Raw genomic sequence first — 20,743 nt, 5'->3', positions numbered from 1 at the left:
CCAGCATCAGGCGGTGGCCGGGACGAGCGCCTTGACCGAGGTGGTCCTCGCCCGGGCGACCGCGAAGGTCGTCGCGGCGAGCGACCCGAGGAGCCAGAGGACGAGGCCCACCACACCGGCCGCGGCTCCCGTGTCCCCGATGGCGATCGCCTGCAGTCCGCCGAGCGCTGGGGCGATCGGCAGGAAGGCGAGGAGCTGGTCGAGCACCTGGGGGACGGTCGCGATGATGCCCGTCGCCAGACCGACGATCGCGACGATCATCGAGATGAACCGACCCGCACCACCGAACAGGGCGTTGAGCGACTGGTTCGCCGCAGCGAACGCGAGCCCGGCCAGCACCGCGATCCCGGCGTACGCGGACCATCCCGCCGGGTCGAGGTCGAGCAGCGGCGCGGTGATCACGGCGACGAGGAGGCCCTGCAGCATCCCGATCGCACCCGCGGGGACGAAGGCGCCGAGCGCGAGTCGCAGCGAGGAGCGGGTGGAGCCGAACGCCCGCGTCGGCACCGGCCGGAGCACGAGGAAGCTCGCGAGTGCCCCGAGCCAGAGGGCGAGGACGGCGTAGAAGGGCGCGCTGTTCGTCCCGAACGACACGGTCGCGGAGTCCCCGGCGGACACCGGGTCGGCGACGACGTCGGCGAGGTTCTTCCGGTCGTCGCTCGTGTACGTCGGCAGGCTGTCGACGGCGCTCTGCAGGCCTGACGAGAGGGAGGTGATCCCACCGGACAGGGTCCCGGCGCCCGACGCGAGCTGGCTCGACGCGTCGGCGAGCTGGGTGGTGCCCGTGGCCGTCTGGCCGGCGCCGTCGGCGAGCGCGGACGCACCCGTCTGCAGCTGTGCCGTCCCGCTGGCCGCCTGGGACGCGCCGTCGGCGAGTCCGGCCGCACCGGCGGCGATCTGCGCCGCCGCCGTGTTGAGCTGGGCGATGCCGGCGACGAGGTCGGGCATCTTCGAGGAGAACTGCGTCGCCCCGGCCGCCAGACCGGCCGCACCGCCGGCCGCCTCGGCGGTGCTGTCGGCCAGTGATGCGGTACCCGGGTAGTCCGTGGGTGCGCCGATCGGCCCGCCGGTCGCGACCGTGGTGGCGAGGCCGCTCGCCGCCGCGACGTCAGCGCAGTAGATCGCGGACGCTCCGGACGCGGCGCAGTCGGCGGTGAGCTTGGCCAGCTGTGCAGCGACGGAGGCCGTGAGCTGCTTGGTGCCCTCGGCGCCGGCCGACAGCCCGGCCAGACCGGACGACACCTCTCCGGCACCACTCGCGAGCCCCGCCGCTCCAGCGACCAGGCCCGGGTTCTCGGTCGTCCCGTCACCCTGCGCCCCGGCGTTCAGTGTCGCGGCGCCGCTGGCGAGCTGACCCGCGCCGCCGCTCAGCTGGGTCGCACCGGACGACAACTGCGTCGCGCCGTCGGCCAGCGCCCCCACCCCGTCGCTCAGCTGCGTCGCACCCGTCGACAGTTGTGCCGCACCGGTGGCGAGCTGCGTGGTGCCGTTCGCGAGTTGCTGCGCACCCTGCGCCAGGGACAGCCCGCCGACGGAGAGCTGTTCAGCGCCGTCGGCGGCCGTCCCGAGCTGGTCGTGGAGGGTGTTGAACCCCACATAGACGTTCTCGAGGTAGGTGGTCGTGAGCTGGCGCCCGAGGAGCGAGGCGGCGGTCTGCGTGATGGTCTGCGAGATGGCGTCGTCGACGAGCTTGCTGCGGTCGCTCGTCGTGACGTCGAGGCGCGCCCGCTCGGCGTCGGCCGCGTCGCCCGAGAAGGAGGTCGCGGCCTTCGAGAAGTTCTCCGGGATCGTCACCACGGCGGTGTAGGACCCGTCGGCGAGCCCGGCCTTCGCGTCCGAGGCGTCGGTGATGACCCAGGTGTAGTTGGTCTCCTGGTCGCCGTCGACGAGCCCGGCCGACAGCTGTCGACCGAGTGGCACCGTCTGTCCGTCGACGGTGACCGGCTCGTCCTCGTTGACGATCGCCGCCGTGACCTGGCCGAGGCGCTCCGCCGGGTTCCACAGGGCCCACACGAGGCCGCCGGCGATCACGAGGGGCACGAGGATGAGGCCGATGATGGAGACGACCGTGACGCCCTTGCCGGAGCGGGCCCGTTCGAGACGGTTCAGGATGGTGCTCATGCGTCGACCTTCGATTCAGCACTGGCGGTGGGGGAGGAGGTGGCGGGATCGAGGTCGAGGACCTCGGTCGCGCCGCTGGGCAGGACGTCCGACAGCGACGCGACGTCGTCGGTGCCGATGACGACCGTGAGCGGCCGGGCCGCCCGTGCTGCTGCCTGCTTCGCGACCAGGAGCCGCTCGTACAGGGCACGTCTCGTGTCCTGGTCCGGCACCGTGTCGACACCGTCGAGGACGACGACCGCCGGACGCTCGGCGAGCGCTGAGCTGAGGGTGGCGACCGGTTCGCCGTGGTCGAGCCGCACGTAGGCGACGCGGGACCGGACGGCGCCGGCCCGGACGGGCAGGACCAGTCCGGCGACCTTGAGCCGTCCGCGGTCCGGTTCGAGACGACCGGAGAGCGTGAGCAGGAGCGCGGTGACGGACACCGGTCGGGATCCTCGGACGGCGAGCACGTCGCCGACCGCCACTGTCGTCTCGACGTCGCGGTACAGCGGACCGCCAGGTCCCTCGAGGGTGAGCCCGTCGGCGGCGATCGCCACGTCGGCCCCGCCGTGCCAGGCCCGCAGCTCCAGTTCCCGCTGCAGGCCTTCGCCCTCGACGTCGAACGAGGGGAGGACCCGGTCGAGCCATATCGGCAGGTACCAGGCGCGGTCGCCGAGGAGGGCGAGCACCGCGGGGACGAGGGTCATCCGGACGATGAACGCGTCGACGAACACCCCGACGGCGAGCCCGAGCGCGATGGGTTTGATGTTCGTGTCGCCCTCCGGCACGAAGGCGGCGAACACGGCGAACATGATGACGGCGGCCGCGGTGACCACCTTCGCCGAGCCGAGGAAGCCGGTCTCCACCGATCGGCGGGCGAGCTTCGAGTGGACGAAGTCCTCGCGCATGCGGGAGACCAGGAAGACCTCGTAGTCCATCGCGAGTCCGAACAGCACGCCCATGAGGATGATCGGCATGAAGCTGATGACCGGCCCCGTGCGTGCGACGTGCAGCGCCTCGGCGAACACGCCGTGCTCGAACACGAGCGCGACGACCCCGAAGGAGGCGGCGACGGACAGGAGGTAGCCGAGGGTGGCCTTGACCGGCACCCAGATGGACCGGAACACCATCGTCAGCAGCACGAGCGAGAGGCCGACCACGATGAGGCCGAAGGGGAGGAGCGCGCCGCCGAGTCGGTCGGAGATGTCGATGCCGATGGCCGTGAACCCGGTGACCTTGAGGTCGACGTCGTACTCGTCGAGGAAGTATTGGTGCAGGCCGCGGATCTCGGCGACGAGGTCCTTGGTGGCCTGCGAATCGGGGCTGCCGCTCGGGATCACCTGGATGATGCCCGTGTCGGCCGTCGCGTTCGGGGTGGCGAGTGGGACGGCTGCGACGCCGTCGAGTCCTTCGATCTCCTGCTTGAGGTCGGCCATGAGCCCGAGCGGGTCGGTGCTGCCGACGATGCTCCCGGTGACGACGAGGGGGCCGTTGAAGCCTTCGCCGAAGTGCTCGGAGACGAGGTCGTAGGTGATGCGGGCGCTGTCGCTCTCGGGGAGTGAGCCCGCGTCGGGGAGCGCGAGCCGGAGGGACAGGGCGGGGATGGCGAGGGCGCCGAGCACGGCCACGACGGCGACGATCGTGACGATGGGCAGGCGGGTGACGCCGCGGACCCAGCCGAGGAAGAAGCGGTTGGGGCGCCCTTCGACAGGCTCGGGGACCGGGTGCTGCTGCTCAGGGGCCGGGTCGTGGTGCTCAGGGACCGGGTCTCCGGCCGTCGCCTGCCGCTTCGCGCGCTTGGCGCGCTTCACCTTCGGCCGGAGCCGTTCGCCGGCGAAGCCCAGCATGGCGGGGATGAGGGTGAGCGAGATGACGACCGCGATCGCGACACCGACCGCCGCTGCCACGCCCATCGTGGTGAGGAAGGGGATGTTCGCGACCGCCAGGCCGAGCAGCGCGATGATGACGGTGAGGCCCGCGAAGATGACGGCGGACCCGGCCGTGGCGGTGGCGCGGGCGGTCGACTCCTCCGGATCGAGACCGGTGCGCAGACCGTCCTGGTGCCTCGAGATGATGAAGAGGGCGTAGTCGATCCCGACGGCGAGGCCGAGCATGAGCGCGAGCATCGGCGTGGTGGAGGAGATCGGTCCGAAGACCGTCGCCACGAAGATGAGCGCCATCGAGATGCCGACCCCGAGCAGTGCGGTGATGAGGGGCATGCCTGCCGCGAGGAAGGAACCGAAGGTGAGGACGAGCACGACGAGGGCGACGACGACGCCGATGAGCTCGATGATGCTCAGCGTGGGCAGGCTGTTGCTGAACAACTGCCCGCCGAGCGACGACTGCGCACCCGTCGGCAGGCCGTCGGCGAGGTCCGCCTCGGCGCGCTCGAGGTCGGCGACGGTCTTCGCGGTGATGTCGGACTGGGCGCTGTCGAACTGGATCGAGATGAGGGCGGCCCGCTGGTCGTCGGAGACGGCACCGGTGATGTTCTCGTCGAACGGCGACACCGCCTGCTCGACCTGATCGATGCGGCCGAGCGAGGTGACGGCGTCGTCGATGGCGGACCGGACAGCGGTGTCCTCGACGGTGTCGCCGGCGGGGGCGACGACGACGATCTGAGCGGACGCGCCGCTGACCTGCGGGAAGGTGTGCTCGAGCGAGTCGAGCGCCTCCTGCGACTGGGTGCCGGGGATGGAGAAGGCGTTGTCGGTGCCCTGGTTGAGGAGGAGCGCTCCGGCGCCCGCGAGCGCGAGCACGGTGATCCAGAGGATCAGCACCAGCTTCCGGGCGCGGAAGGCCCAGCGGCCGAGGGTGTACAGCAGTGAGGACACGCGTCGCTCCTAGCGAGGCCGGTGCGCTGCGAGCAGTCGGACCGGCCGACGGGTTCGGACAGATTCGATACAGCGGTGTATCCGATACATGACTGTATTCGATACACTCGTGTATCGGCAAGGGGCCGGAACTGCTGTCAGTAAGGTGTCAGGATGCACGTGCGCGAAGGAGTCGAGTCCCCGAACGACGAGGCGCCGGTCGAATCGGCTCGCCGGCAACGGACCCGCGAGCGGCTCGTCGACGCCGCCTACGAGGTGTTCGCCGAACTCGGGGTGCATGCGGCTTCGGTCGAGCAGATCAGTGAGCGCGCCGGGTTCACCCGAGGTGCCTTCTACTCCAACTTCGAATCGAAGGAGGAGCTGTTCTTCGCGCTCGAGTCGCGGGAGAACCAGCTCCGCCTCGACCGGCTGGAGGCCGGATTGCAGACCGTCAGTCCGTCGCTCCTCGACGCAGCGGGCCGGTACACCGAGGGATCACTCGAAGCCCTGATCCGCGCGTTCCTCGAACTCCAGCCGGACGACCGCCGCTGGTGCCTCGTGCAGTCGGAGTTCCGGATGCTCGCGATGCGCGACTCCGGCGTCGCCGCCCGGTACCTCCAGCATCAGGAGAGCGCGGGCCGGCAGCTCGCCGCGTGGCTCGACCAGGCGGCCGGGCTGGCGCGCGTCAGGTTCACGATCCCGACGCCCGACATCGCGAACATCGTCGTCGCCCTCTACGAGTCGGCGATCCAGACGGCGGTCCTCATGGACCCGGACGGCGACGAGGGCTCGCCGCGCGAACTCGCCATGCGGACGCTCCCGGCCATCGTCCGGGCCCTCACCGAGGCCGTCGACGACTGAAGGCGGTTCCGCTCGTCCGGGCCCGCTCCGGTGTCTCCGTGAGCGGGCCCGGGACGGTGGTGTCGGGTTCCGGCCCGGCTCAGCCGCTGAGGGCCGAGGTCGGTGGGGTCCTGGCTGCGCGGATCGCCGGGTAGAGGCCGGCGATCGCGCCGATCACCAGCGTGGCGCCGACCCCCGCGAGCAGTACCTCCGGCGGTACGGCCGTCGGCCAGTCGTTCATCGCGGCGACGACACTCGTCACCGCCGTTCCGAGGCCTGCGCCCGCGACCCCGCCGAGGGCGGAGAGCAGGAGGGCCTCGGTCAGGAACTGCGATCGGATGTGGCCGCGGGTGGCACCGAGCGCTCGACGCAGGCCGATCTCCCGTCGACGTTCGAGCACGGAGATCACCATCGTGTTCGCGACCCCGATCCCGCCGACGAGGAGGGCGACCGAGCCGAGCCCCAGGAGGAGGCCGGTGAAGGCCTGATCGGCGGCCTGTTTGGCGGCGAGGGCGTCCGACGGTCTGGAGACCTCGACCTCCTCGGGCGCCGCGGGGTTCACCGTGCGGGGGAGGAGGTCGCGGACGGCCTCGACGCGCTCATCGGTGGACCGTTCGTACACCGTGGTCGGTTCGCCGTCGTACCCGAAGCGTTCGGCGGCGACGGTCTCGCCGATCATCGCCGCGGTGTCGAGTTCCGGTGCGAGGTCGAGCGGCTCCAGGATGCCCACCACCGTGACGTACTGGTCGCCGAGCTGGATCATCGAACCGACCGTCGTGATGCCGAGTCGTTCTGCGGCCTTGGACCCCAGGACGACGGCGGGGTAGCTCCCCGTCGCCCGGTTCAGCCAGTCGCCGGAGGCGAGCTTCCCGCCGACGACGTCGAGCAGGCCCTCCGACACCGCGGCCGCCCAGAGGCCGCCGCTCGACGCTCGGTCGATGAGGCTGCTGCGGTAGACGAGCACACCGTCGAGCGCCGCTGCCGAGCCGGCGCGTTCGACGCCGTCGATCAGCCCCACCTTGCCGACGGTGTTCGCGGGCAGGGTCGCCGCCTCGCCGAAGAGGTCCTTGCCGGGTTGAACGGTCAGCAGGTTCGTCCCGAGGGCGGAGAGCTGCGCCTGCAGTTTCGCCTGACTGGACGAGGAGATCCCGACGACCGCGATCATCGCCGCGATACCGATCGCGATCCCCAGCGCGGACAGGACCGCACGTGTCGGCCGTGCCCGGAGACCCGTCGTCCCGAGCCGGAGGATGTCGCGACCGAGGAGCCGTGACCGACGGTCGTGGTCGAGATTCATGGGCCCGCTCATGCGGCGCGCCCCGAGTCGCTGACGATGTGGCCGTCACGGATCGCCACCTGCCGGGGCAGTCGCGCTGCGAGTTCGGCGTCGTGCGTGATGACCACGACGGTGGTCCCCGCCCCGTGGAGTTCGTGCAGGAGGTCGACGATGCTCGCCCCGGACACGGAGTCCAGGTTGCCGGTGGGTTCGTCGGCGAGGAGCAGCGGCGGGTCGCCGACCACGGCGCGTGCGATCGCGACCCGCTGCCGCTCACCGCCGGAGAGCTGCGTGGGACGATGACCGAGTCGGTGGCCGAGGCCGACGCGTTCGAGGGCGACGACCGCTCGTCGACGGCGCTCGGCCCGGGGGACGCCGGCGTAGATGAGGCCGTCGGCGACGTTGTCGACCGTGGTCGAGCCGTCGGCGAGATGGAACTGCTGGAACACGAAGCCGATGCGGTACGCGCGGAGCGCCGAGAGCTTCGCGTCCGAGAGGCGCCCGACGTCCGAGCCGGCGATCCGCGCGGTGCCGCTGGTGGGACGGTCGAGCGTCCCGATGAGGTTGAGCATCGTCGACTTCCCGGAGCCGCTCGGTCCGACGATCGCGACGAACTCACCCTCCTCGACCACCAGGTCGACGCCGGCGAGCGCGAGGGTGGGTGGCTCTCCGTATTCGCGGGTGACTCCCTCGAGGTGGATGATCGGTGGTCTGGCCGCCCGTGCCGGGGCGGCGGGCGATACCGTCCTGGGGTCCGTCATGACACCGGCACCACGACGTCGAGACCCTCGCGGACACCGTCTCCCGAGACCTCGACCCGCCCGTCGGCGAACAGCCCCGTCGTGACGGGGACCTGCCGGTGCTTCCCCTTCCCGTCGACGACCTCGACGCCGAAGGTCGTGTCGTCGATGGCGATGAGCGCTTCGACCGGCACGGAGAGGACGTTCTCGCGTCGTTCCGTGGGGAAGCCGACCGTGACGGTCGCGCGTTGGAGCTCCGCGGCCGCCGCAGGGTCGTCCAGGGTGACACCGACGGGGATCGTGACCTTCTTCTGACCGTCCGCGTCCGATTCGGTCGGGACGCCGACATCGCTCACCGTGCCGGTCGTGCGCTGGCCGCCGGGGAGGTTCACGTCGACCTTCGTCCCGACGACGCCGAGACGCTGATCCGCCAGCTTGAGCGGGACGTCGATGCGCTTGGTCAGCGACGACACGGTGACGACCTTGTCCGAGGCGGCGGTACCGACCGCGGCGTCCACCGACGCGATCCTGACGTCGCCCGGCATGAAGACGACGGAGCCGAGCTCCAGTCGTCCCGTCTCCTCGACGCCGAGGGCCTCCTGCCACCGCTCGATGGCACGCGCGGTGGACGCGGCGAACTCGTCGTCCGGTTCACGGTCGAAGTACCCGAGCGCCGCGAGGCTCATCTCGAGTTGCCGGACGTCCGGTCCGTCGCTCATGCCCGACCCGAACGCACGCCAGGCGGGGAGCGGTCCGTGCAGGAGCGTGATCGGGACGTTGTCGACGGCGTAGAGGGTGCCGCCGAGCGACACCGTGCTGCCGGGGGCGGGGACCGCGGTGACGATGCCGGCCCCGCCGCCGATGGTCCGTTGGTCGGCGTAGTCGAGGGTGCCGGTCGCCTGGGTCGTACCGGCGAGGTCGCCTGCCGTGATCGGTGCGGTACCCGTGCGGACGGTGTTCGACGGCTCCTCCTGGCCGGTCGGTCCGGCCGAGGACAGAGCCGCGATGCTCGCGACGGCGCCGCCCGAGATCAGGACGGCGCCGACGCAGAGGGCTGCGACGATCTGAGGACGGATGCTCATCGGCCGGTCGAGCCGGTCGAGCTGCCGTTGCTCAGGTCGAGGCCGCAGGCGTCGAGCACGTCCTCAGGGATGTCACTCGGGATGTTCATCGCCTCGCCCTTGACCGGGTCGGGGACTTCGATGCCGTGCTCGCGGAAGCACTCGGCCATCTGGAGCTGCTCGTCGAACCGGTCCGAGACGGGGACGTCGCCGCCTGACGGTGCGGGCGGGGTTCCGAGCTTGTCGGTGCACGTCTTGGACGCGGCCGTGAAGGCTTCCGGGTCAGCGTCGCCGAGGCTGATGGCTGCGCCGGAGCCGTCCTTGCCGGGGTCGGGGAGGTCCACCCCCTCGTCGCGCATGCAGGAGGCGAAGGCGAGCTGCCAGTCCTCGAAGCTCTGGACGGTCGACGGGGTCTGGGACGGGGACTCGGATTCGGGTGAGCCTGACGCGCATGCGGCGAGCGATCCGACGAGGAACGGGATGGCGATCAGCGCGGCGAGCGTGCTGAACGGCCGACGGACGGGACGGGTGGTGGTGGTGTGCACGGGCATGGTCGCTCCTTCGTTGCGTGCTGACTGGTGACGACCAGTCCACTCGGTGACGCGTTGCCCGGGCGTCAAGGAAACCGTTGACGTTCTCGGAACATCGTGCAGCGCACGATGACTAACCGACATTCGGGGTACGCCCGATCGGTGTCCGTACGCTCGCCGGGTCACCCACCCACCCGCCCATCGAAAGGAACCCCATGCGCGTGCTGATCGCCGAGGACGAGGCCTACCTGGCCGAAGCGATCCGTGCGGGTCTCCGGCAGGCCGCGATCGCCGCCGACGTCGCGCTCGACGGCGACGCCGCGCTGGAGGCGCTCACGATCAACGACTACGACGTCATCCTCCTCGATCGCGATCTGCCGGGCACCCATGGCGACGACGTCTGCCGCATCGTCGTCGCCGAGCACCCCGAGGTCCGCGTCATGATGCTCACGGCCGCCCGCCGACTCGACGACACCGTCTCCGGGCTGGGGCTCGGAGCCGACGACTACCTCGCGAAGCCGTTCGAGTTCCCCGAGCTCATCGCCCGCCTCCGAGCCCTGGCCCGCCGCACCACCGAGTCCCGTCCTCCGGTCCTGGAGCGCGCCGGCGTCCGACTCGACCCGTTCCGACGGGAGGTCTTCCGCGACGGCGCCTACGTCAAGCTCTCGCGCAAGGAGTTCGCCGTCCTGGAGCAACTGCTGCTCGCCGACGGTGGTGTGGTGAGCGCGGAGACGCTCCTCGAGAAGGCGTGGGACGAGAACGTCGACCCCTTCACGAACACCATCCGCGTGACGATCTCGAACCTCCGCCGTCGCCTCGGCCGACCGTGGGTGATCACGACGGTCCCCGGTGTCGGGTACCGGATCGAGGGCGACTGATGCCGCGCACCGCCGCCGCGGGCCGGGCCGCCCGCCCCAACCGCCTGACCGTCCGCCTCCGCCTGACGCTCACCTACGCGGCGCTGTTCACGATCGCCGGGTCCGTCATGCTCGTCCTCATCTACACCTTCATGCGGTACGTCCCGACCTACGCGATCACCTCGATTCGCACGACGACGGGCACCGTCGACGCGACACGCCTGGAGGCGGCTACACCGACCGACGGCCCTGGTGACGCCGCGACCTACCGACCGGTGGAAGGCCTGACCTCGGCCGACGGCGGCGCTGCGCTCATCGTGTCCGACCAGGGTGACATCCTGAACACCCTGCTGGTGTGGTCCCTCATCGTCCTCGTCGTCCTCGCCGGTGCGAGCGCGTGGGTCGGGTGGCTCATGTCGGGTCGACTCCTCCGGCCGCTGCAGGAGATCAACCGGGCGGCGCAGCGCGCGGCCGCCGGCTCGCTCGACCACCGGGTCGCGCTCGCGGGACCACGCGACGAGATCACCGACCTCTCCGACACCGTCGACCACATGCTCGAACGACTCGAGCGCGCGTTCCACGCCCACCAGCGGTTCGCCGCGAACGCCTCGCACGAGTTGCGGACGCCGCTCGCGACGACGCAGGCGATGCTCGACGTCGCCGCACAGGACGAGCACCTCGACGAGGCGACCGTCCGCGAACTCATCACCCGCCTGCGCGACACGAACACGCGCAGCATCCGGACCGTGGAGGCCGTCCTCGACCTCGCCGACCTCGGACGCACCGAGCTCGGCGTCGCGGAGGTCGAGCTCGACGAGATCGTCGCCGACGCCGTCGCCGCGGTGTCCACGGCCGCAGCGGCCCGTGGTCTCCGGTGCACCACCGATCTCGAGGAGTGCTCCGTCCTGGGCGACGCGGGGATGCTGCAGCACCTGTGCGGGAACCTCGTCCAGAACGCCGTCCGGCACAATGTCGACGGCGGGTTCGTGCACGTGTCGCTGGCCCGCGCGGGCACACCGGAGGATGCCGTGGTGCTCCGGGTCGAGAACTCCGGCGAGCACCTCCCGGCCGAGGCCGTCGCGCGGCTCACGGAGCCGTTCTACCGCGTCGGTGGCCGTGTCGCGGGCGACGCCGAGCGGTCACGGGGACTCGGACTCGCCATCGTGGAGAGCATCGTCGAGGTCCACGGTGCGGAAATGCGCCTCGCCGCCCGCCCCTCGGGTGGCCTCGTCGTCACCGTCACGTTCCCGGTGGGCCGAGGAGACGCGGCGACCGAGGCGTCGGCTCACCTCACCGGTTCGGCTCGTTCGCCGCGCGCCCACACGAAGAAGCCGGCGAGTGTGAACGCGCCGTAGAAGAGGTACATCGACGCCGAGACCCAGTACCCGGCCCCGAACAGGAGCGGCACCCCGACGATGTCCACCGCCACCCAGATGAGCCAGAACTCGACCCACCGTTTCGCCATGCCCCAGGTGGCGAGCAGGGAGCCCATGAAGATCCAGGCGTCGGCCCAGACCGGTTCGTAGGAGCCGAGCGCGCGGAAGAGCGGCGTCAACAGGAGCGTCCCACCCACCAGCAGGGCGACGAGCACGAGGCGGGCGCGCGCACCGGCCCATCGGGGCCTGATGACCGACACGGGACCGGTCGCCGTCTCGACGTGCTCGTTGCGCCGCCACTGCACCCACCCGTAGACCGAGACGACGATGAACATGAGCTGCCGGCCGGCTTGGCCGAGGAGGTTCGTCGGGTTCGGTGTGTGGAAGACGGCACCGAGGAAGACGGTCAGCAGCAGGGCGTTCCCGATGATCCCGACGGGCCAGGCCCAGGCTCGGCGACGCATGCCGCCGAGGGCGCTCGCCAGTCCGAACAGGTTGCCGACGACCTCGCGCCAGAGGACCACCTGGTCGCCGATCGTGAAGGTCGCGTCGAAGAGCCAGAGGAGGAATCCCACTGCTGTGCTCCGTTCCGACGATCCGCGGCCACGCGGCCGACGGTCCACCGTACAACGAGCGGAGCCGCCTCCCGGTCGGGAGGCGGCTCCGGGACGGCGTGGAGCGGCTAGCTCGCGGAGGGGACTCCGCCGCCGGCCGCGACGACCTGCTCGAGGAAGGCGTCGGTGGCCTTCGCCTGGGTGCGCATGACCCGCTCGGCGTCCTCGGCACTCCGCGCCTCGGCGGCCGCCACGAGGCCTGCGACGTACGCGGCGAAGATGTCCCACTGGAAGAATTCGATCGTGGGCAGCGCGGTGTAGGTCACCCGCGTGTTCATCTGGCGGGCGACCTGCTGCAGCAGCGAGTTGCCGGAGCGCTCGACCATGAAGTCGGCGAAGTCGGAGGAGGAGCGGAGCACGTGCTTGTCGCGGGCCTCGATGTCGGCGAGGACGGCGTCGCCGAGCGCACGGAACGTCTCGACGTCCTCGTCCGTGAAGTGGGGGATGCTCCAGCGCGCGCTGAGCTCGTGGAACCCGTTCAGGAGTCGCAGCGCTTCCGCGTACTGCTCCAACGTCGGCTTGGCGACGCGGGTGTACCGCTGCGGAGCGGTCTCGACGAGGCCGATGTCGGCGAGCTTGCTGATGGCCTCGCGGATCGGGGTGCGCGACACCCCCAGCCACTTCTCGAGTTCCTCGTCGTTCAGGCGTTCCCCGGGCTCGAGCGTGCCGTCCTCGATGGCGGTCAGCAGCTGGTCGAACACGATGTCGCGGAGGAGCTTCCGAGGGCTCGACTCGACGGTCTTGGGCACGGGCATGGGTCTCCGATCGTCGAGCTGGGATGTGACCTGTTCAGGATACCGATATCCGAGGTGTGTTGGACAGTTTCACGCCTCATGTGTTGTGGATCATGCGTGAAAACATCGACATCTTGACAAGTATTTGATATTCTAGTTGTGCCGCTCGCCCGATGGGCGGCTTCCATCAGCCTCATCACCCGTTCCCGCCCGGCTGCACTCCGGCGCCTCCCGGCCGCCAGGAGGTGTTCCGAGCACCCGATCATTGGAGCCACCATGTCAAGCGGTCTCGCCATCAGCGTGCTCGAATGCCCCTCGGTCCCTGAGGTGGCGGGCTTCTACGCGATGCTCGGGGCGCGGATCAGTCGGTTGGACGCCGCGACCGAACGCCGCCTCCACGTCTCGGTGGGTGGCGGCGAGCTCCTGTACATCGAGCGACGTGGGAGCGCACCGGTGTCGACGGGTGGGGAGCGGGACTCGGTCTGCATCCTCGCGGCGGTGAGCCCGAAGGCGCTGTACCTGGAGTTCGCCCGACGCATGTTGACTCACTGCGGTGAGGTGTTCGAGGTCGGTGCACCGGCGCTCCTCCCGGAGGACCATGGCGGTCGACACGGAGAGCGCTACCCGGGTTTCGGCCTCGTCGACCCGGCGGGGAATCTCATCCGGTTCGTCCGCGCCGGGTACTTCGACCGGTTCCGGCCCCTGCCGTCGGCATCGCTCCTCACCGCTTGAGGGCCGGGCTCTTGCTATCCTGGCGCGCACGCATGCACCCCCAGCATCGCGGGAAGGCGGGACTCATGTCGGTCGCAGCTGCGGAGGGGGATGGGGTGCGTCCTCGACGGATCCACCTGTTCCAGACCCTCGGTGCGCTCATCGGTGGCGTGACCCGGGTCACCGTCCCCTCGCTCGGCGATGTCGAACGCGCCGCGTTGGTGGCGGAGATGGATGTGATCGTACGACTGATCGGGCGGGCCGACCCCGTGGCCTACGCCGAACACTCCTGGCGGCTCATGGACCATCTCGTTGCCTGCTGCCCGAACCGCATCCTCGTCACGACCGCCCGCGACGCCCTCGCGCTCCTGTCGCCGCACCTGTCGGTGACCGCCGAGACTGAATGGCTGGACTGGGCCGAGTTGGGCGTCGACTTCCCGATCCTTCGCGATGCCGTCGCCGAGGGTGACGCGATCGCGGCGGAGTTGGCCGTCGAGCGTCTCTTCGGCATGGCTGCTTCTCCTGCATGATGCCCTTCGATGCATGACGCATGACCCGGACGCATTCCAACATCTGATATGCTGAAGAGGTCGCTTGCGACCACATCCATGGAGACGCCGGCCCGGACATTCGGGTTCCCGGCCTGAGCGCCCGTGGGTGAGTCGGGTGGGTGGGTTTCGGGTATCCGCCCACCCGACGGAACAGCCCCCGCGCCTTCGGGCGCGGGGGCTGTGTCACGGATTCGGATCAGCCGATGGCGATCAGCCGATGACCGGGCCGAAGCGCTGCGGGAGGACGCTCTTCGACACCTGGCGCAGCTCGGAGACGGTCATGGTCAGGACGTCCTGGATCTCGAGGGCGGGCTCGGTCGCCTCGCCGACGGCGGAGGCGTCGGTCACGCCGATGCGGAGCACGGGGTACCCGCGGCCCTCGCACAGCCCCTGGAACTTCACGTCGTCTTCGCGCGGAACGGAGACGAGCACCCGGCCCGTGGACTCAGAGAAGAGCGCCGTGGTGAGGTCGACGCCGTCGCGGCTGAGCACCTCGCCCAGGAAGACGCGCGCGCCGACACCGAAGCGCATGACGCTCTCGGCGAGCGCCTGAGCAAGGCCACCGTCGGAGAGGTCGTGGGCGGAGGACACGAGGCCCTCCTTCGCCGCGGCGTGCAGCAGCTCGGCCAGCGTCTTCTCGCCCGCGAGGTCCACCTTGGGCGGGTGTCCGCCGAGGTGGTCGTGGATCGTGCCGGCCCAGGCGGAACCGTCGAGTTCGAGTGCCGTGGTGCCGAGGAGGTAGAGGTTGTCGCCCTCGTCCTGCCAGCCGCTCGGGATGCGGCGCGCGACGTCGTCGATCACGCCGAGCACGCCGACGACGGGCGTCGGGAAGATCGGGACGTCGCCCGTCTGGTTGTAGAACGACACGTTGCCACCGGTGACGGGCACGCCGAGTTCGAGGCAGGCGTCCGACAGGCCGGCGACAGCCTCGGAGAACTGCCACATGACCTCGGGGTTCTCCGGTGAGCCGAAGTTCAGGCAGTCGGTGACGGCTGCGGGCACCGCGCCGGTGACGGCGACGTTGCGGTACGCCTCCGCGAGGGCGAGCTGCGCGCCCTGGCGGGGGTCGAGCTGGCAGTAGCGGCCGTTGGCGTCGGTCGCGATCGCGAAGCCGAGACCGGACTCCTCGTCGACACGGATCATGCCTCCGTCGTCGGGGAAGGAGAGCGCCGTGTTGCCCATCACGTAGTAGTCGTACTGGTTGGTGATCCAGCTCTTGTCGGCGAGGTTCGCGGAACCGAGGAGGGCACGGAACTGCTGCTCGAGCTCGGCCGGTGCGTCGGTGCGGGGGAGCGCCGACGCGGAGTCGGCCTGCAGAGCGTCGATCCAGGTGGGATACGCGACCGGGCGCTCGTAGACCGGGCCGTCGACCGCGACGGTCGAGGGGTCGACGTTCACGATCTCCTCGCCGTGCCAGTTGATGACGAGGCGGCCGGTGTCGGTGACCTCGCCGAGCACGGAGGTCTCGACGTCCCACTTGTCGGTGACGGCCAGGAAGGCGTCGAGCTTGCCCGGCTCGACGACGGCCATCATGCGCTCCTGCGACTCCGACATGAGGATCTCCTCGGGCGTGAGCGAGGGGTCGCGGAGGAGGACGTGCGAGAGCTCGACGAACATGCCGCCGTCGCCGTTGGCCGCGAGCTCACTCGTGGCGCAGGAGATCCCGGCGGCGCCGAGGTCCTGGATGCCCTCGACGAGGCTGTCGCGGTACAGCTCGAGACAGCACTCGATGAGCACCTTCTCGGCGAACGGGTCGCCGACCTGGACGGCCGGTCGCTTCGTCGGGCCGTTGGCGTCGAAGGAGTCCGACGCGAGGATGGAGGCGCCACCGATGCCGTCGCCACCGGTGCGGGCACCGAACAGGACGATCTTGTTGCCGACGCCCGAGGCGTTGGCGAGGCGGAGGTCCTCGTGACGGAGGACGCCGACCGACAGGGCGTTGACGAGCGGGTTGCCCTGGTACACCTTGTCGAAGTAGGTCTCGCCGCCGATGTTCGGCAGGCCGAGGCAGTTGCCGTAGGAGGAGATACCGGCGGTGACCCCGTGCACGACGCGCGCCGTGTCGGGGTGGTCGATGTCGCCGAAGCGGAGCTGGTCCATGATCGCGACCGGACGTGCACCCATCGAGATGATGTCGCGCACGATGCCGCCGACGCCCGTCGCCGCACCCTGGAAGGGCTCGATGTAGGAGGGGTGGTTGTGGCTCTCCACCTTGAAGGTGACGGCCCAGCCCTCACCGACGTCGATGACGCCCGCGTTCTCGCCCATGCCGACCATGAGGTTCTTCTTCATCTCGTCCGTGACCTTCTGCCCGAACTGGCGCAGGTAGATCTTGCTGGACTTGTACGAGCAGTGCTCGCTCCACATGACGGAGTACATCGCGAGTTCGCCGCTCGTGGGACGCCGGCCGAGGATCTCGCGGATCTTCGCGTACTCGTCGGCCTTCAGACCGAGCGCGCCGTAGGGCTGCTCGCGATCCGGGGTCGCGATCGCGTTCTCGACGGTGTCGGCGACGGCGGAAGTGGTGGGGGTGGTGGTCGTCACGAGGGCAGGACTCCAAAGGAAGAGGGGGGATGCCGGACCCACCAATCTTAGCGGCGCGCGGTGACGAACAGATCCTCGGATGGGCGTCGGAGGTCGAGGCCGATTCGTCACGGCGTGGTGCTGGATTCGGGGTCGGTTCACGAGCTTCGAGATCGACCGTGACGAACGGCGTGATGGCTGCGTCCTATCACCAACGAAGCGATCAACCGCTCGCTCGAGACGAACCAGGAAGGGCAACACCATGTCGAACACCACCTCCTCCCCGAAGCCCACCGTCACGAAGGGTGTCGTCGGTGAGAACAACGCGGCGACCCAGGCGAACACCTACGGCAAGACGGTGATCGACAACGGTGTGGTCGCGAAGATCGCCGGCATCGCCGCCCGCGAGGTCCGCGGCGTGCACGCCCTCGGTGGCGGCGCAGCCCGCGCCTTCGGTGCCATCCGCGACGCCATCGGCTCCTCCGACCTGTCGCAGGGCATCCGCGTCGAGGTAGGCGAGACCCAGGTCGCCGTCGACGTCGTGATCGTCGCCGACTACCCGGTCGACCTGCAGGCCGTCGCCGGCGAGGTCCGCGCCTCGATCATCCGCGCGATCGAGCAGTTCGTCGGCATGGAGGTCACCGAGGTCAACGTGACCGTCAGCGACGTCTTCATCCCGTCCGAGGACGAGGACCAGGACGCTGAGGCGCGAGTCCAGTGACCGCGACCAACACCGGCATCCTGATCGGCGCCGTCCTCGCCCTCAGCTGGGTGGCCTTCGGGTTCTGGGCGTTCGTGTTCGTCGCTGTCGCGATGGGGATCGGTGCTCTCGTGGCCCGCATCGTCACCGGCCAGACCGACCTGAACGCGATCGTCGACGCCGTCCGCGGGAAGCGCGTCTCGTCATGACCACCGCCGTCCTCGACCGCGGGGTCACCCCGGTCGCCGAAGCGCCCGTCGTGCACCCGCACGGCGGGCCGGGCCGGACGCGGATCACCGCGAAGGCCCTCGAGCACGTCGCCGTCAACATCGCGGCCGAATCGCTCGGGGTCCCGGCGGGACGCGTGAAGGTCGACCTCGCCGACGACCGGGGCGCGCTCGCGCTCATCGTCACCTCGCCGATGCGCGCGATCCCGTTGGCGCGCGTCTCGGCCGCCCCGGAGGCGCTCCAGCGTTCCGGGGGCTCCATCGTCGAGCGGGTCTCGGCCGCCACCGCAGCCATCGCCGCGCGCGTCGAGCAGTTGTCCGGCTCGAGCGTCTCGCGCGTCTCCATCCGCGTGAGCGGACTCGAGATCGACCAGGAAGGACGGGTCTCATGACCGCCACCGCAGCCACGACCCCGGCCGCCGGTCCAACCAAGGTGCTCCGTCGCCTGGCTCGCCGCGAGCTGCACTCGCCGCGTTCCACCGCCGCGATCCTCCTCGCCGTCCTCCTCGTGCTCGTCGCGCTCTGGATCGCCGTCGAGACGCTGCTCGCCCTCATCGGCGTCCGCCCGCTCCTCGTCGCTCCTGGCGAGATCCCGGGCGCTGCGGCGAGTCTGCCGACCACGCAGCCCGTCATCCTCGGCGTCGCGGGGGCACTCGTGCTCGTCCTCGGCGTGATCCTCCTCGGGATCGCCATCGGACCCGGGCGTCGGCACCGTCACCTGTTGTCGACCGGCCGCGTCCTCGCGGTCGTGGACGACGAGGTCATCGCCTCCGCCCTCGCACAACGCGCCTCGACGACGGCCGCCACGCACCCGGACGGCACCTCGGTGGCGGTCGGGCGACGCAGCGCGGCGATCCGCATCACCCCTGCCAGCGGCATGCCCGTCGACCGCTCGGAGGTCGACCGCGCCGTCGCAGCAGACCTCGACGCGTTCGGCCTGCAGCCGTCGCTCCGGGCCACCACCTCCATCTCGTCGAACGGGAAGGTCGGACAGTGAACTCCACCAACCGCGGACTCAACCGTCTGCTCATCCTCATCGTCGGACTCCTCTTCGTCGTCCTCGGGGCGGCGGCGCTCGCCGTCGTCACCGTGCCCGTCGTCGCCGACTGGTGGCGCGACAACCGTGGCTCCGTGCTCGACACGATCGACGGCTGGTTCGCCTGGAACCCGTTCGCCGCGGTGCCGGGCACGGACGCCGGTCAGGCGGCCCCGATCCTCGTCCCGATCGCCGGGATCGTGCTGCTCGTGATCGTCGCCGCCCTGCTCATCTCGTTCGTCCTGCGACAGGGGCGTGGCCGTTCCGGGATCGTGCATCGCGCCTCGGTCGACCACGGCGACATCGTGCTCCAGACGGACGTCGCGGCCAACGCCCTCGGTGATGCGCTCGACGACACGGAGGCGTTCTCGGCCGTCCGGGTCTCCGCTTGGGACGTGAACCGGGCGCAGGCGCTCAAGGTCGCCGTGACCTGCCGGCGCGGCGTCTCGCCCCGCACGGCAGTGGAGACCGTCAGCTCGGCCGTCGAGTCCCTCGACCGCCTGCTCGGCGTCGAGCTCCCCGTCCTCGTCGAGGTCGGTGGTGGCTTCCGAGCCGCCAAACCGAAACGCGTCCTGCAGTGATCGTCACTGCGCAGGACGCGCCGGTGCAATTGCAAGCCCCAGTCCGAATCGGCTGATCCGCAGCCCCGCGTCGCAGAATGCCAGTGTCGCGGAATGAACCATCGGGACACATCAACGCCCCACGGCGCATCCGTGGGAGAGGGAGCAACACCATGGGTAAGAAGATCCTCCTCATCATCGTCGGCCTCGTCGCCTTCGGCGCCTACACGCTCGGCGCGAAGGCCGGGCGCACGCGGTACCGCGAGATCAAGCACGCCGCCGAAGAGTTCTGGAACGATCCGCGCGTCGAGAAGGCCCGCAAGCAGGCCGTGAAGAAGGCGAAGAAGGCCACGGCGAAGGCGCAGAAGGAAGTCCAGAAGAAGCTGCACTGAGCTGAGCTGAGCTGAGCTGAGCTGAGCTGAGCTGAGCTGCACCGGCCCCTGGGCCGGTCGCCGAGTCGGCCTGCCGCAACGAGAACGCCGTCCACCCGCCTGAGTTCAGGTGGGTGGACGGCGTTCTGTCGTGGAACGGCGTCGATCAGCCGACGAGCGGGCGGAGCCCCTCGACGAGCGGCGTCGTCGGCCGACCGATCAGGCGGCTGAGGTCGCCGGAGGTGTCGCCGAGCAGGCCGTCGCGGGTGTTGCCGTCGAGCGCGACGACGAAGCCGACCGTGCCCTCGTCGAGACCGGCGGCCAGGAGCGCCTTCGAGTGGTCCTCGGGGGAGAGGTCCTGGTAGGTGACCTCGCGACCGATGAGCTCGCTGATCGCCTGGGCCAATTCGGGCTGAGTCCAGGCGACGTCTCCGGAGAGTTCGTAGACGGCGCCCTCGTGGCCGTCGGCGGTGAGGACGACGGCTGCCGCCTCCGCGTAGTCGGTGCGGGACGCGCTCGACACGCGTCCGTCGCCGACGCTCCCGACGAAGGACCCGGTCGCCTTGGCCTGGTCGACGGCCTGGCCGTAGTTCTCCGTGTACCAACCGTTGCGCAGGATGGTGAACGGGACGCCGGAGGCGCGGAGGAGTTCCTCGGTCGCCTTGTGCTCCGGCGCGAGGATGAGGGGCGAGGTGTCGGCCTTCGAGGCGCTCGTGTACACGATGCGGGCGACGCCGGCGCGCTTCGCGGCGTCGATGACGTTGGCGTGCTGGGCGACGCGCTGACCGACCTCGCTGCTGGAGACGAGCAGGACGGTGTCGCCGGCCTCGAGGGCGGCGTCGAGCGTGCTCGGGTCGGCGAAGTCGACCGTCGCGGTGCGCACACCCTGTGCGGCGAGGTCGGCGAGGGCCTCGGTGCGGCGGCCGGTGGCGACGATGGAGGCGGGATCGGTTCCACGGGCGAGCAGGTGCTCGACGACGAGGTGGCCGAGGTGGCCGGTGGCTCCGGTGACGACGAGAGACATGATGGTCCTTTCGTTGGGGTTCGCTGAGGAGGAACCCGCTCGCCACCACATTACTTCCCGATCTGCAGTACCCACTTTCAGGTAAGCTACTGTCCT

At 70.4% G+C, this 20,743-nt stretch carries 21 protein-coding genes; 11 read left to right on the top strand and 10 right to left on the bottom strand.

Annotated features, from left to right (window positions below):
• Positions 1-6: 6 nt before the first annotated feature.
• Positions 7-2,121: a YhgE/Pip domain-containing protein gene (locus ASF68_RS07450; RefSeq protein ID WP_056008832.1), complete on the bottom strand. Its 2,115-nt coding sequence runs from the start codon at positions 2,119-2,121 to the stop codon at positions 7-9.
• Positions 2,118-4,937: an MMPL family transporter gene (locus tag ASF68_RS07445; protein WP_056008830.1), complete on the bottom strand. Its 2,820-nt coding sequence runs from the start codon at positions 4,935-4,937 to the stop codon at positions 2,118-2,120. Before ASF68_RS07445 ends, ASF68_RS07450 begins: the two co-directional genes overlap by 4 nt.
• A 159-nt stretch (positions 4,938-5,096) precedes the next feature.
• Between ASF68_RS07445 and ASF68_RS07440 the strand changes: the two genes are divergently transcribed.
• Positions 5,097-5,777, top strand: a complete 681-nt coding sequence (locus ASF68_RS07440; protein ID WP_162235745.1) for a TetR/AcrR family transcriptional regulator — start codon at positions 5,097-5,099, stop codon at positions 5,775-5,777.
• A gap of 79 nt (positions 5,778-5,856) precedes the next feature.
• Here ASF68_RS07440 and ASF68_RS07435 read toward each other — a convergent pair whose 3' ends face one another.
• Genes ASF68_RS07435 through ASF68_RS07420 form a run of 4 tightly spaced genes read right to left on the bottom strand, consistent with a single transcriptional unit; the run spans position 5,857 to position 9,384 of the window.
• Positions 5,857-7,053 (bottom strand): ABC transporter permease, encoded by a 1,197-nt coding sequence (locus tag ASF68_RS07435; RefSeq protein WP_056008824.1) that lies wholly within the window; start codon positions 7,051-7,053, stop codon positions 5,857-5,859.
• Between the two features lie 8 nt (positions 7,054-7,061).
• On the bottom strand, positions 7,062-7,793 hold the full coding sequence (locus ASF68_RS07430; RefSeq protein ID WP_056008821.1) for an ABC transporter ATP-binding protein: 732 nt from the start codon (positions 7,791-7,793) through the stop codon (positions 7,062-7,064).
• On the bottom strand, positions 7,790-8,854 hold the full coding sequence (locus ASF68_RS07425; RefSeq protein WP_056008818.1) for a peptidoglycan-binding protein: 1,065 nt from the start codon (positions 8,852-8,854) through the stop codon (positions 7,790-7,792). The genes ASF68_RS07430 and ASF68_RS07425 overlap by 4 nt, the downstream gene beginning before the upstream one ends.
• A complete protein-coding gene (locus tag ASF68_RS07420) occupies positions 8,851-9,384 on the bottom strand; it encodes a hypothetical protein (RefSeq protein ID WP_056008814.1) in 534 nt (177 codons plus the stop codon). The genes ASF68_RS07425 and ASF68_RS07420 overlap by 4 nt, the downstream gene beginning before the upstream one ends.
• Before the next feature lie 194 nt (positions 9,385-9,578).
• On the opposite strand from ASF68_RS07420, the gene ASF68_RS07415 reads away from it, so the two are divergent.
• Entirely contained in the window at positions 9,579-10,241 is a 663-nt protein-coding gene (locus tag ASF68_RS07415) for a response regulator transcription factor (RefSeq protein WP_056008811.1), read from the top strand.
• On the top strand, positions 10,241-11,575 hold the full coding sequence (locus ASF68_RS07410; protein WP_056008808.1) for a cell wall metabolism sensor histidine kinase WalK: 1,335 nt from the start codon (positions 10,241-10,243) through the stop codon (positions 11,573-11,575). The genes ASF68_RS07415 and ASF68_RS07410 overlap by 1 nt, the downstream gene beginning before the upstream one ends.
• On the opposite strand, the gene pnuC is transcribed toward ASF68_RS07410, so the two are convergent.
• Together pnuC and ASF68_RS18950 are read right to left on the bottom strand one after the other, a co-directional pair.
• On the bottom strand, positions 11,506-12,171 hold the full coding sequence (gene pnuC, locus ASF68_RS07405) for a nicotinamide riboside transporter PnuC (RefSeq protein WP_056008806.1): 666 nt from the start codon (positions 12,169-12,171) through the stop codon (positions 11,506-11,508). The two genes, ASF68_RS07410 and pnuC, sit on opposite strands and share 70 nt — an antisense overlap.
• A gap of 107 nt (positions 12,172-12,278) precedes the next feature.
• Complete coding sequence (locus ASF68_RS18950; protein ID WP_056008804.1) at positions 12,279-12,965, bottom strand: GntR family transcriptional regulator; 687 nt, start codon at positions 12,963-12,965, stop codon at positions 12,279-12,281.
• 255 nt (positions 12,966-13,220) lie between these two features.
• Here ASF68_RS18950 and ASF68_RS07395 point away from each other — a divergent pair, with 255 nt between their 5' ends.
• Together ASF68_RS07395 and ASF68_RS07390 are read left to right on the top strand one after the other, a co-directional pair.
• Positions 13,221-13,676 carry a hypothetical protein gene (locus ASF68_RS07395; protein WP_056008801.1) on the top strand — a complete coding sequence of 152 codons (456 nt, stop codon included), beginning with the start codon at positions 13,221-13,223 and terminating at the stop codon, positions 13,674-13,676.
• A 65-nt stretch (positions 13,677-13,741) separates the two neighbouring features.
• A complete protein-coding gene (locus tag ASF68_RS07390; RefSeq protein WP_157580245.1) occupies positions 13,742-14,185 on the top strand; it encodes a hypothetical protein in 444 nt (147 codons plus the stop codon).
• A gap of 231 nt (positions 14,186-14,416) precedes the next feature.
• On the opposite strand, the gene purL is transcribed toward ASF68_RS07390, so the two are convergent.
• Positions 14,417-16,750: a phosphoribosylformylglycinamidine synthase subunit PurL gene (gene purL / locus ASF68_RS07385; RefSeq protein WP_056008796.1), complete on the bottom strand. Its 2,334-nt coding sequence runs from the start codon at positions 16,748-16,750 to the stop codon at positions 14,417-14,419.
• Between the two features lie 241 nt (positions 16,751-16,991).
• Between purL and ASF68_RS07380 the strand changes: the two genes are divergently transcribed.
• From ASF68_RS07380 to ASF68_RS07355, 6 genes are all read left to right on the top strand, one after another.
• Complete coding sequence (locus ASF68_RS07380) at positions 16,992-17,450, top strand: Asp23/Gls24 family envelope stress response protein (protein ID WP_056008793.1); 459 nt, start codon at positions 16,992-16,994, stop codon at positions 17,448-17,450.
• A complete protein-coding gene (locus ASF68_RS07375) occupies positions 17,447-17,638 on the top strand; it encodes a DUF2273 domain-containing protein (protein ID WP_056008790.1) in 192 nt (63 codons plus the stop codon). The genes ASF68_RS07380 and ASF68_RS07375 overlap by 4 nt, the downstream gene beginning before the upstream one ends.
• Positions 17,635-18,048, top strand: coding sequence for a hypothetical protein (locus ASF68_RS07370; protein ID WP_056008787.1), 414 nt, complete (start codon positions 17,635-17,637; stop codon positions 18,046-18,048). The genes ASF68_RS07375 and ASF68_RS07370 overlap by 4 nt, the downstream gene beginning before the upstream one ends.
• Positions 18,045-18,653, top strand: a complete 609-nt coding sequence (locus tag ASF68_RS07365; RefSeq protein ID WP_056008783.1) for a DUF6286 domain-containing protein — start codon at positions 18,045-18,047, stop codon at positions 18,651-18,653. Before ASF68_RS07370 ends, ASF68_RS07365 begins: the two co-directional genes overlap by 4 nt.
• Positions 18,650-19,273, top strand: a complete 624-nt coding sequence (locus tag ASF68_RS07360; RefSeq protein WP_056008780.1) for a hypothetical protein — start codon at positions 18,650-18,652, stop codon at positions 19,271-19,273. Before ASF68_RS07365 ends, ASF68_RS07360 begins: the two co-directional genes overlap by 4 nt.
• 152 nt (positions 19,274-19,425) lie before the next feature.
• On the top strand, positions 19,426-19,644 hold the full coding sequence (locus tag ASF68_RS07355) for a hypothetical protein (protein WP_056008777.1): 219 nt from the start codon (positions 19,426-19,428) through the stop codon (positions 19,642-19,644).
• Between the two features lie 145 nt (positions 19,645-19,789).
• Here the strand turns inward: ASF68_RS07355 and ASF68_RS07350 are convergent, their stop codons facing one another.
• Positions 19,790-20,647 carry an SDR family oxidoreductase gene (locus ASF68_RS07350; protein WP_056008772.1) on the bottom strand — a complete coding sequence of 286 codons (858 nt, stop codon included), beginning with the start codon at positions 20,645-20,647 and terminating at the stop codon, positions 19,790-19,792.
• Between the last annotated feature and the right edge of the window lie 96 nt (positions 20,648-20,743).

Origin of the sequence: Plantibacter sp. Leaf314, assembly GCF_001423185.1 — a bacterium.
Classification (GTDB): domain Bacteria; phylum Actinomycetota; class Actinomycetes; order Actinomycetales; family Microbacteriaceae; genus Plantibacter.
This window is presented reverse-complemented; position numbering and strand designations above follow the sequence as displayed.

What these genes read in the sequence shown, in the direction of transcription:
- ASF68_RS07410 (WP_056008808.1), top strand. Translation starts at nt 10,241, where the DNA reads ATGCCGCGCACCGCCGCCGCGGGCCGGGCCGCCCGCCCCAACCGCCTG.
- ASF68_RS07380 (WP_056008793.1), top strand. Translation starts at nt 16,992, where the DNA reads ATGTCGAACACCACCTCCTCCCCGAAGCCCACCGTCACGAAGGGTGTC.
- ASF68_RS07370 (WP_056008787.1), top strand. Translation starts at nt 17,635, where the DNA reads ATGACCACCGCCGTCCTCGACCGCGGGGTCACCCCGGTCGCCGAAGCG.
- ASF68_RS07365 (WP_056008783.1), top strand. Translation starts at nt 18,045, where the DNA reads ATGACCGCCACCGCAGCCACGACCCCGGCCGCCGGTCCAACCAAGGTG.
- ASF68_RS07395 (WP_056008801.1), top strand. Translation starts at nt 13,221, where the DNA reads ATGTCAAGCGGTCTCGCCATCAGCGTGCTCGAATGCCCCTCGGTCCCT.
- ASF68_RS07420 (WP_056008814.1), bottom strand. Translation starts at nt 9,384, where the DNA reads ATGCCCGTGCACACCACCACCACCCGTCCCGTCCGTCGGCCGTTCAGC.
- ASF68_RS07425 (WP_056008818.1), bottom strand. Translation starts at nt 8,854, where the DNA reads ATGAGCATCCGTCCTCAGATCGTCGCAGCCCTCTGCGTCGGCGCCGTC.
- ASF68_RS07415 (WP_056008811.1), top strand. Translation starts at nt 9,579, where the DNA reads ATGCGCGTGCTGATCGCCGAGGACGAGGCCTACCTGGCCGAAGCGATC.
- ASF68_RS07350 (WP_056008772.1), bottom strand. Translation starts at nt 20,647, where the DNA reads ATGTCTCTCGTCGTCACCGGAGCCACCGGCCACCTCGGCCACCTCGTC.
- ASF68_RS07450 (WP_056008832.1), bottom strand. Translation starts at nt 2,121, where the DNA reads ATGAGCACCATCCTGAACCGTCTCGAACGGGCCCGCTCCGGCAAGGGC.
- ASF68_RS18950 (WP_056008804.1), bottom strand. Translation starts at nt 12,965, where the DNA reads ATGCCCGTGCCCAAGACCGTCGAGTCGAGCCCTCGGAAGCTCCTCCGC.
- ASF68_RS07355 (WP_056008777.1), top strand. Translation starts at nt 19,426, where the DNA reads ATGGGTAAGAAGATCCTCCTCATCATCGTCGGCCTCGTCGCCTTCGGC.
- ASF68_RS07430 (WP_056008821.1), bottom strand. Translation starts at nt 7,793, where the DNA reads ATGACGGACCCCAGGACGGTATCGCCCGCCGCCCCGGCACGGGCGGCC.
- ASF68_RS07435 (WP_056008824.1), bottom strand. Translation starts at nt 7,053, where the DNA reads ATGAATCTCGACCACGACCGTCGGTCACGGCTCCTCGGTCGCGACATC.
- ASF68_RS07390 (WP_157580245.1), top strand. Translation starts at nt 13,742, where the DNA reads ATGTCGGTCGCAGCTGCGGAGGGGGATGGGGTGCGTCCTCGACGGATC.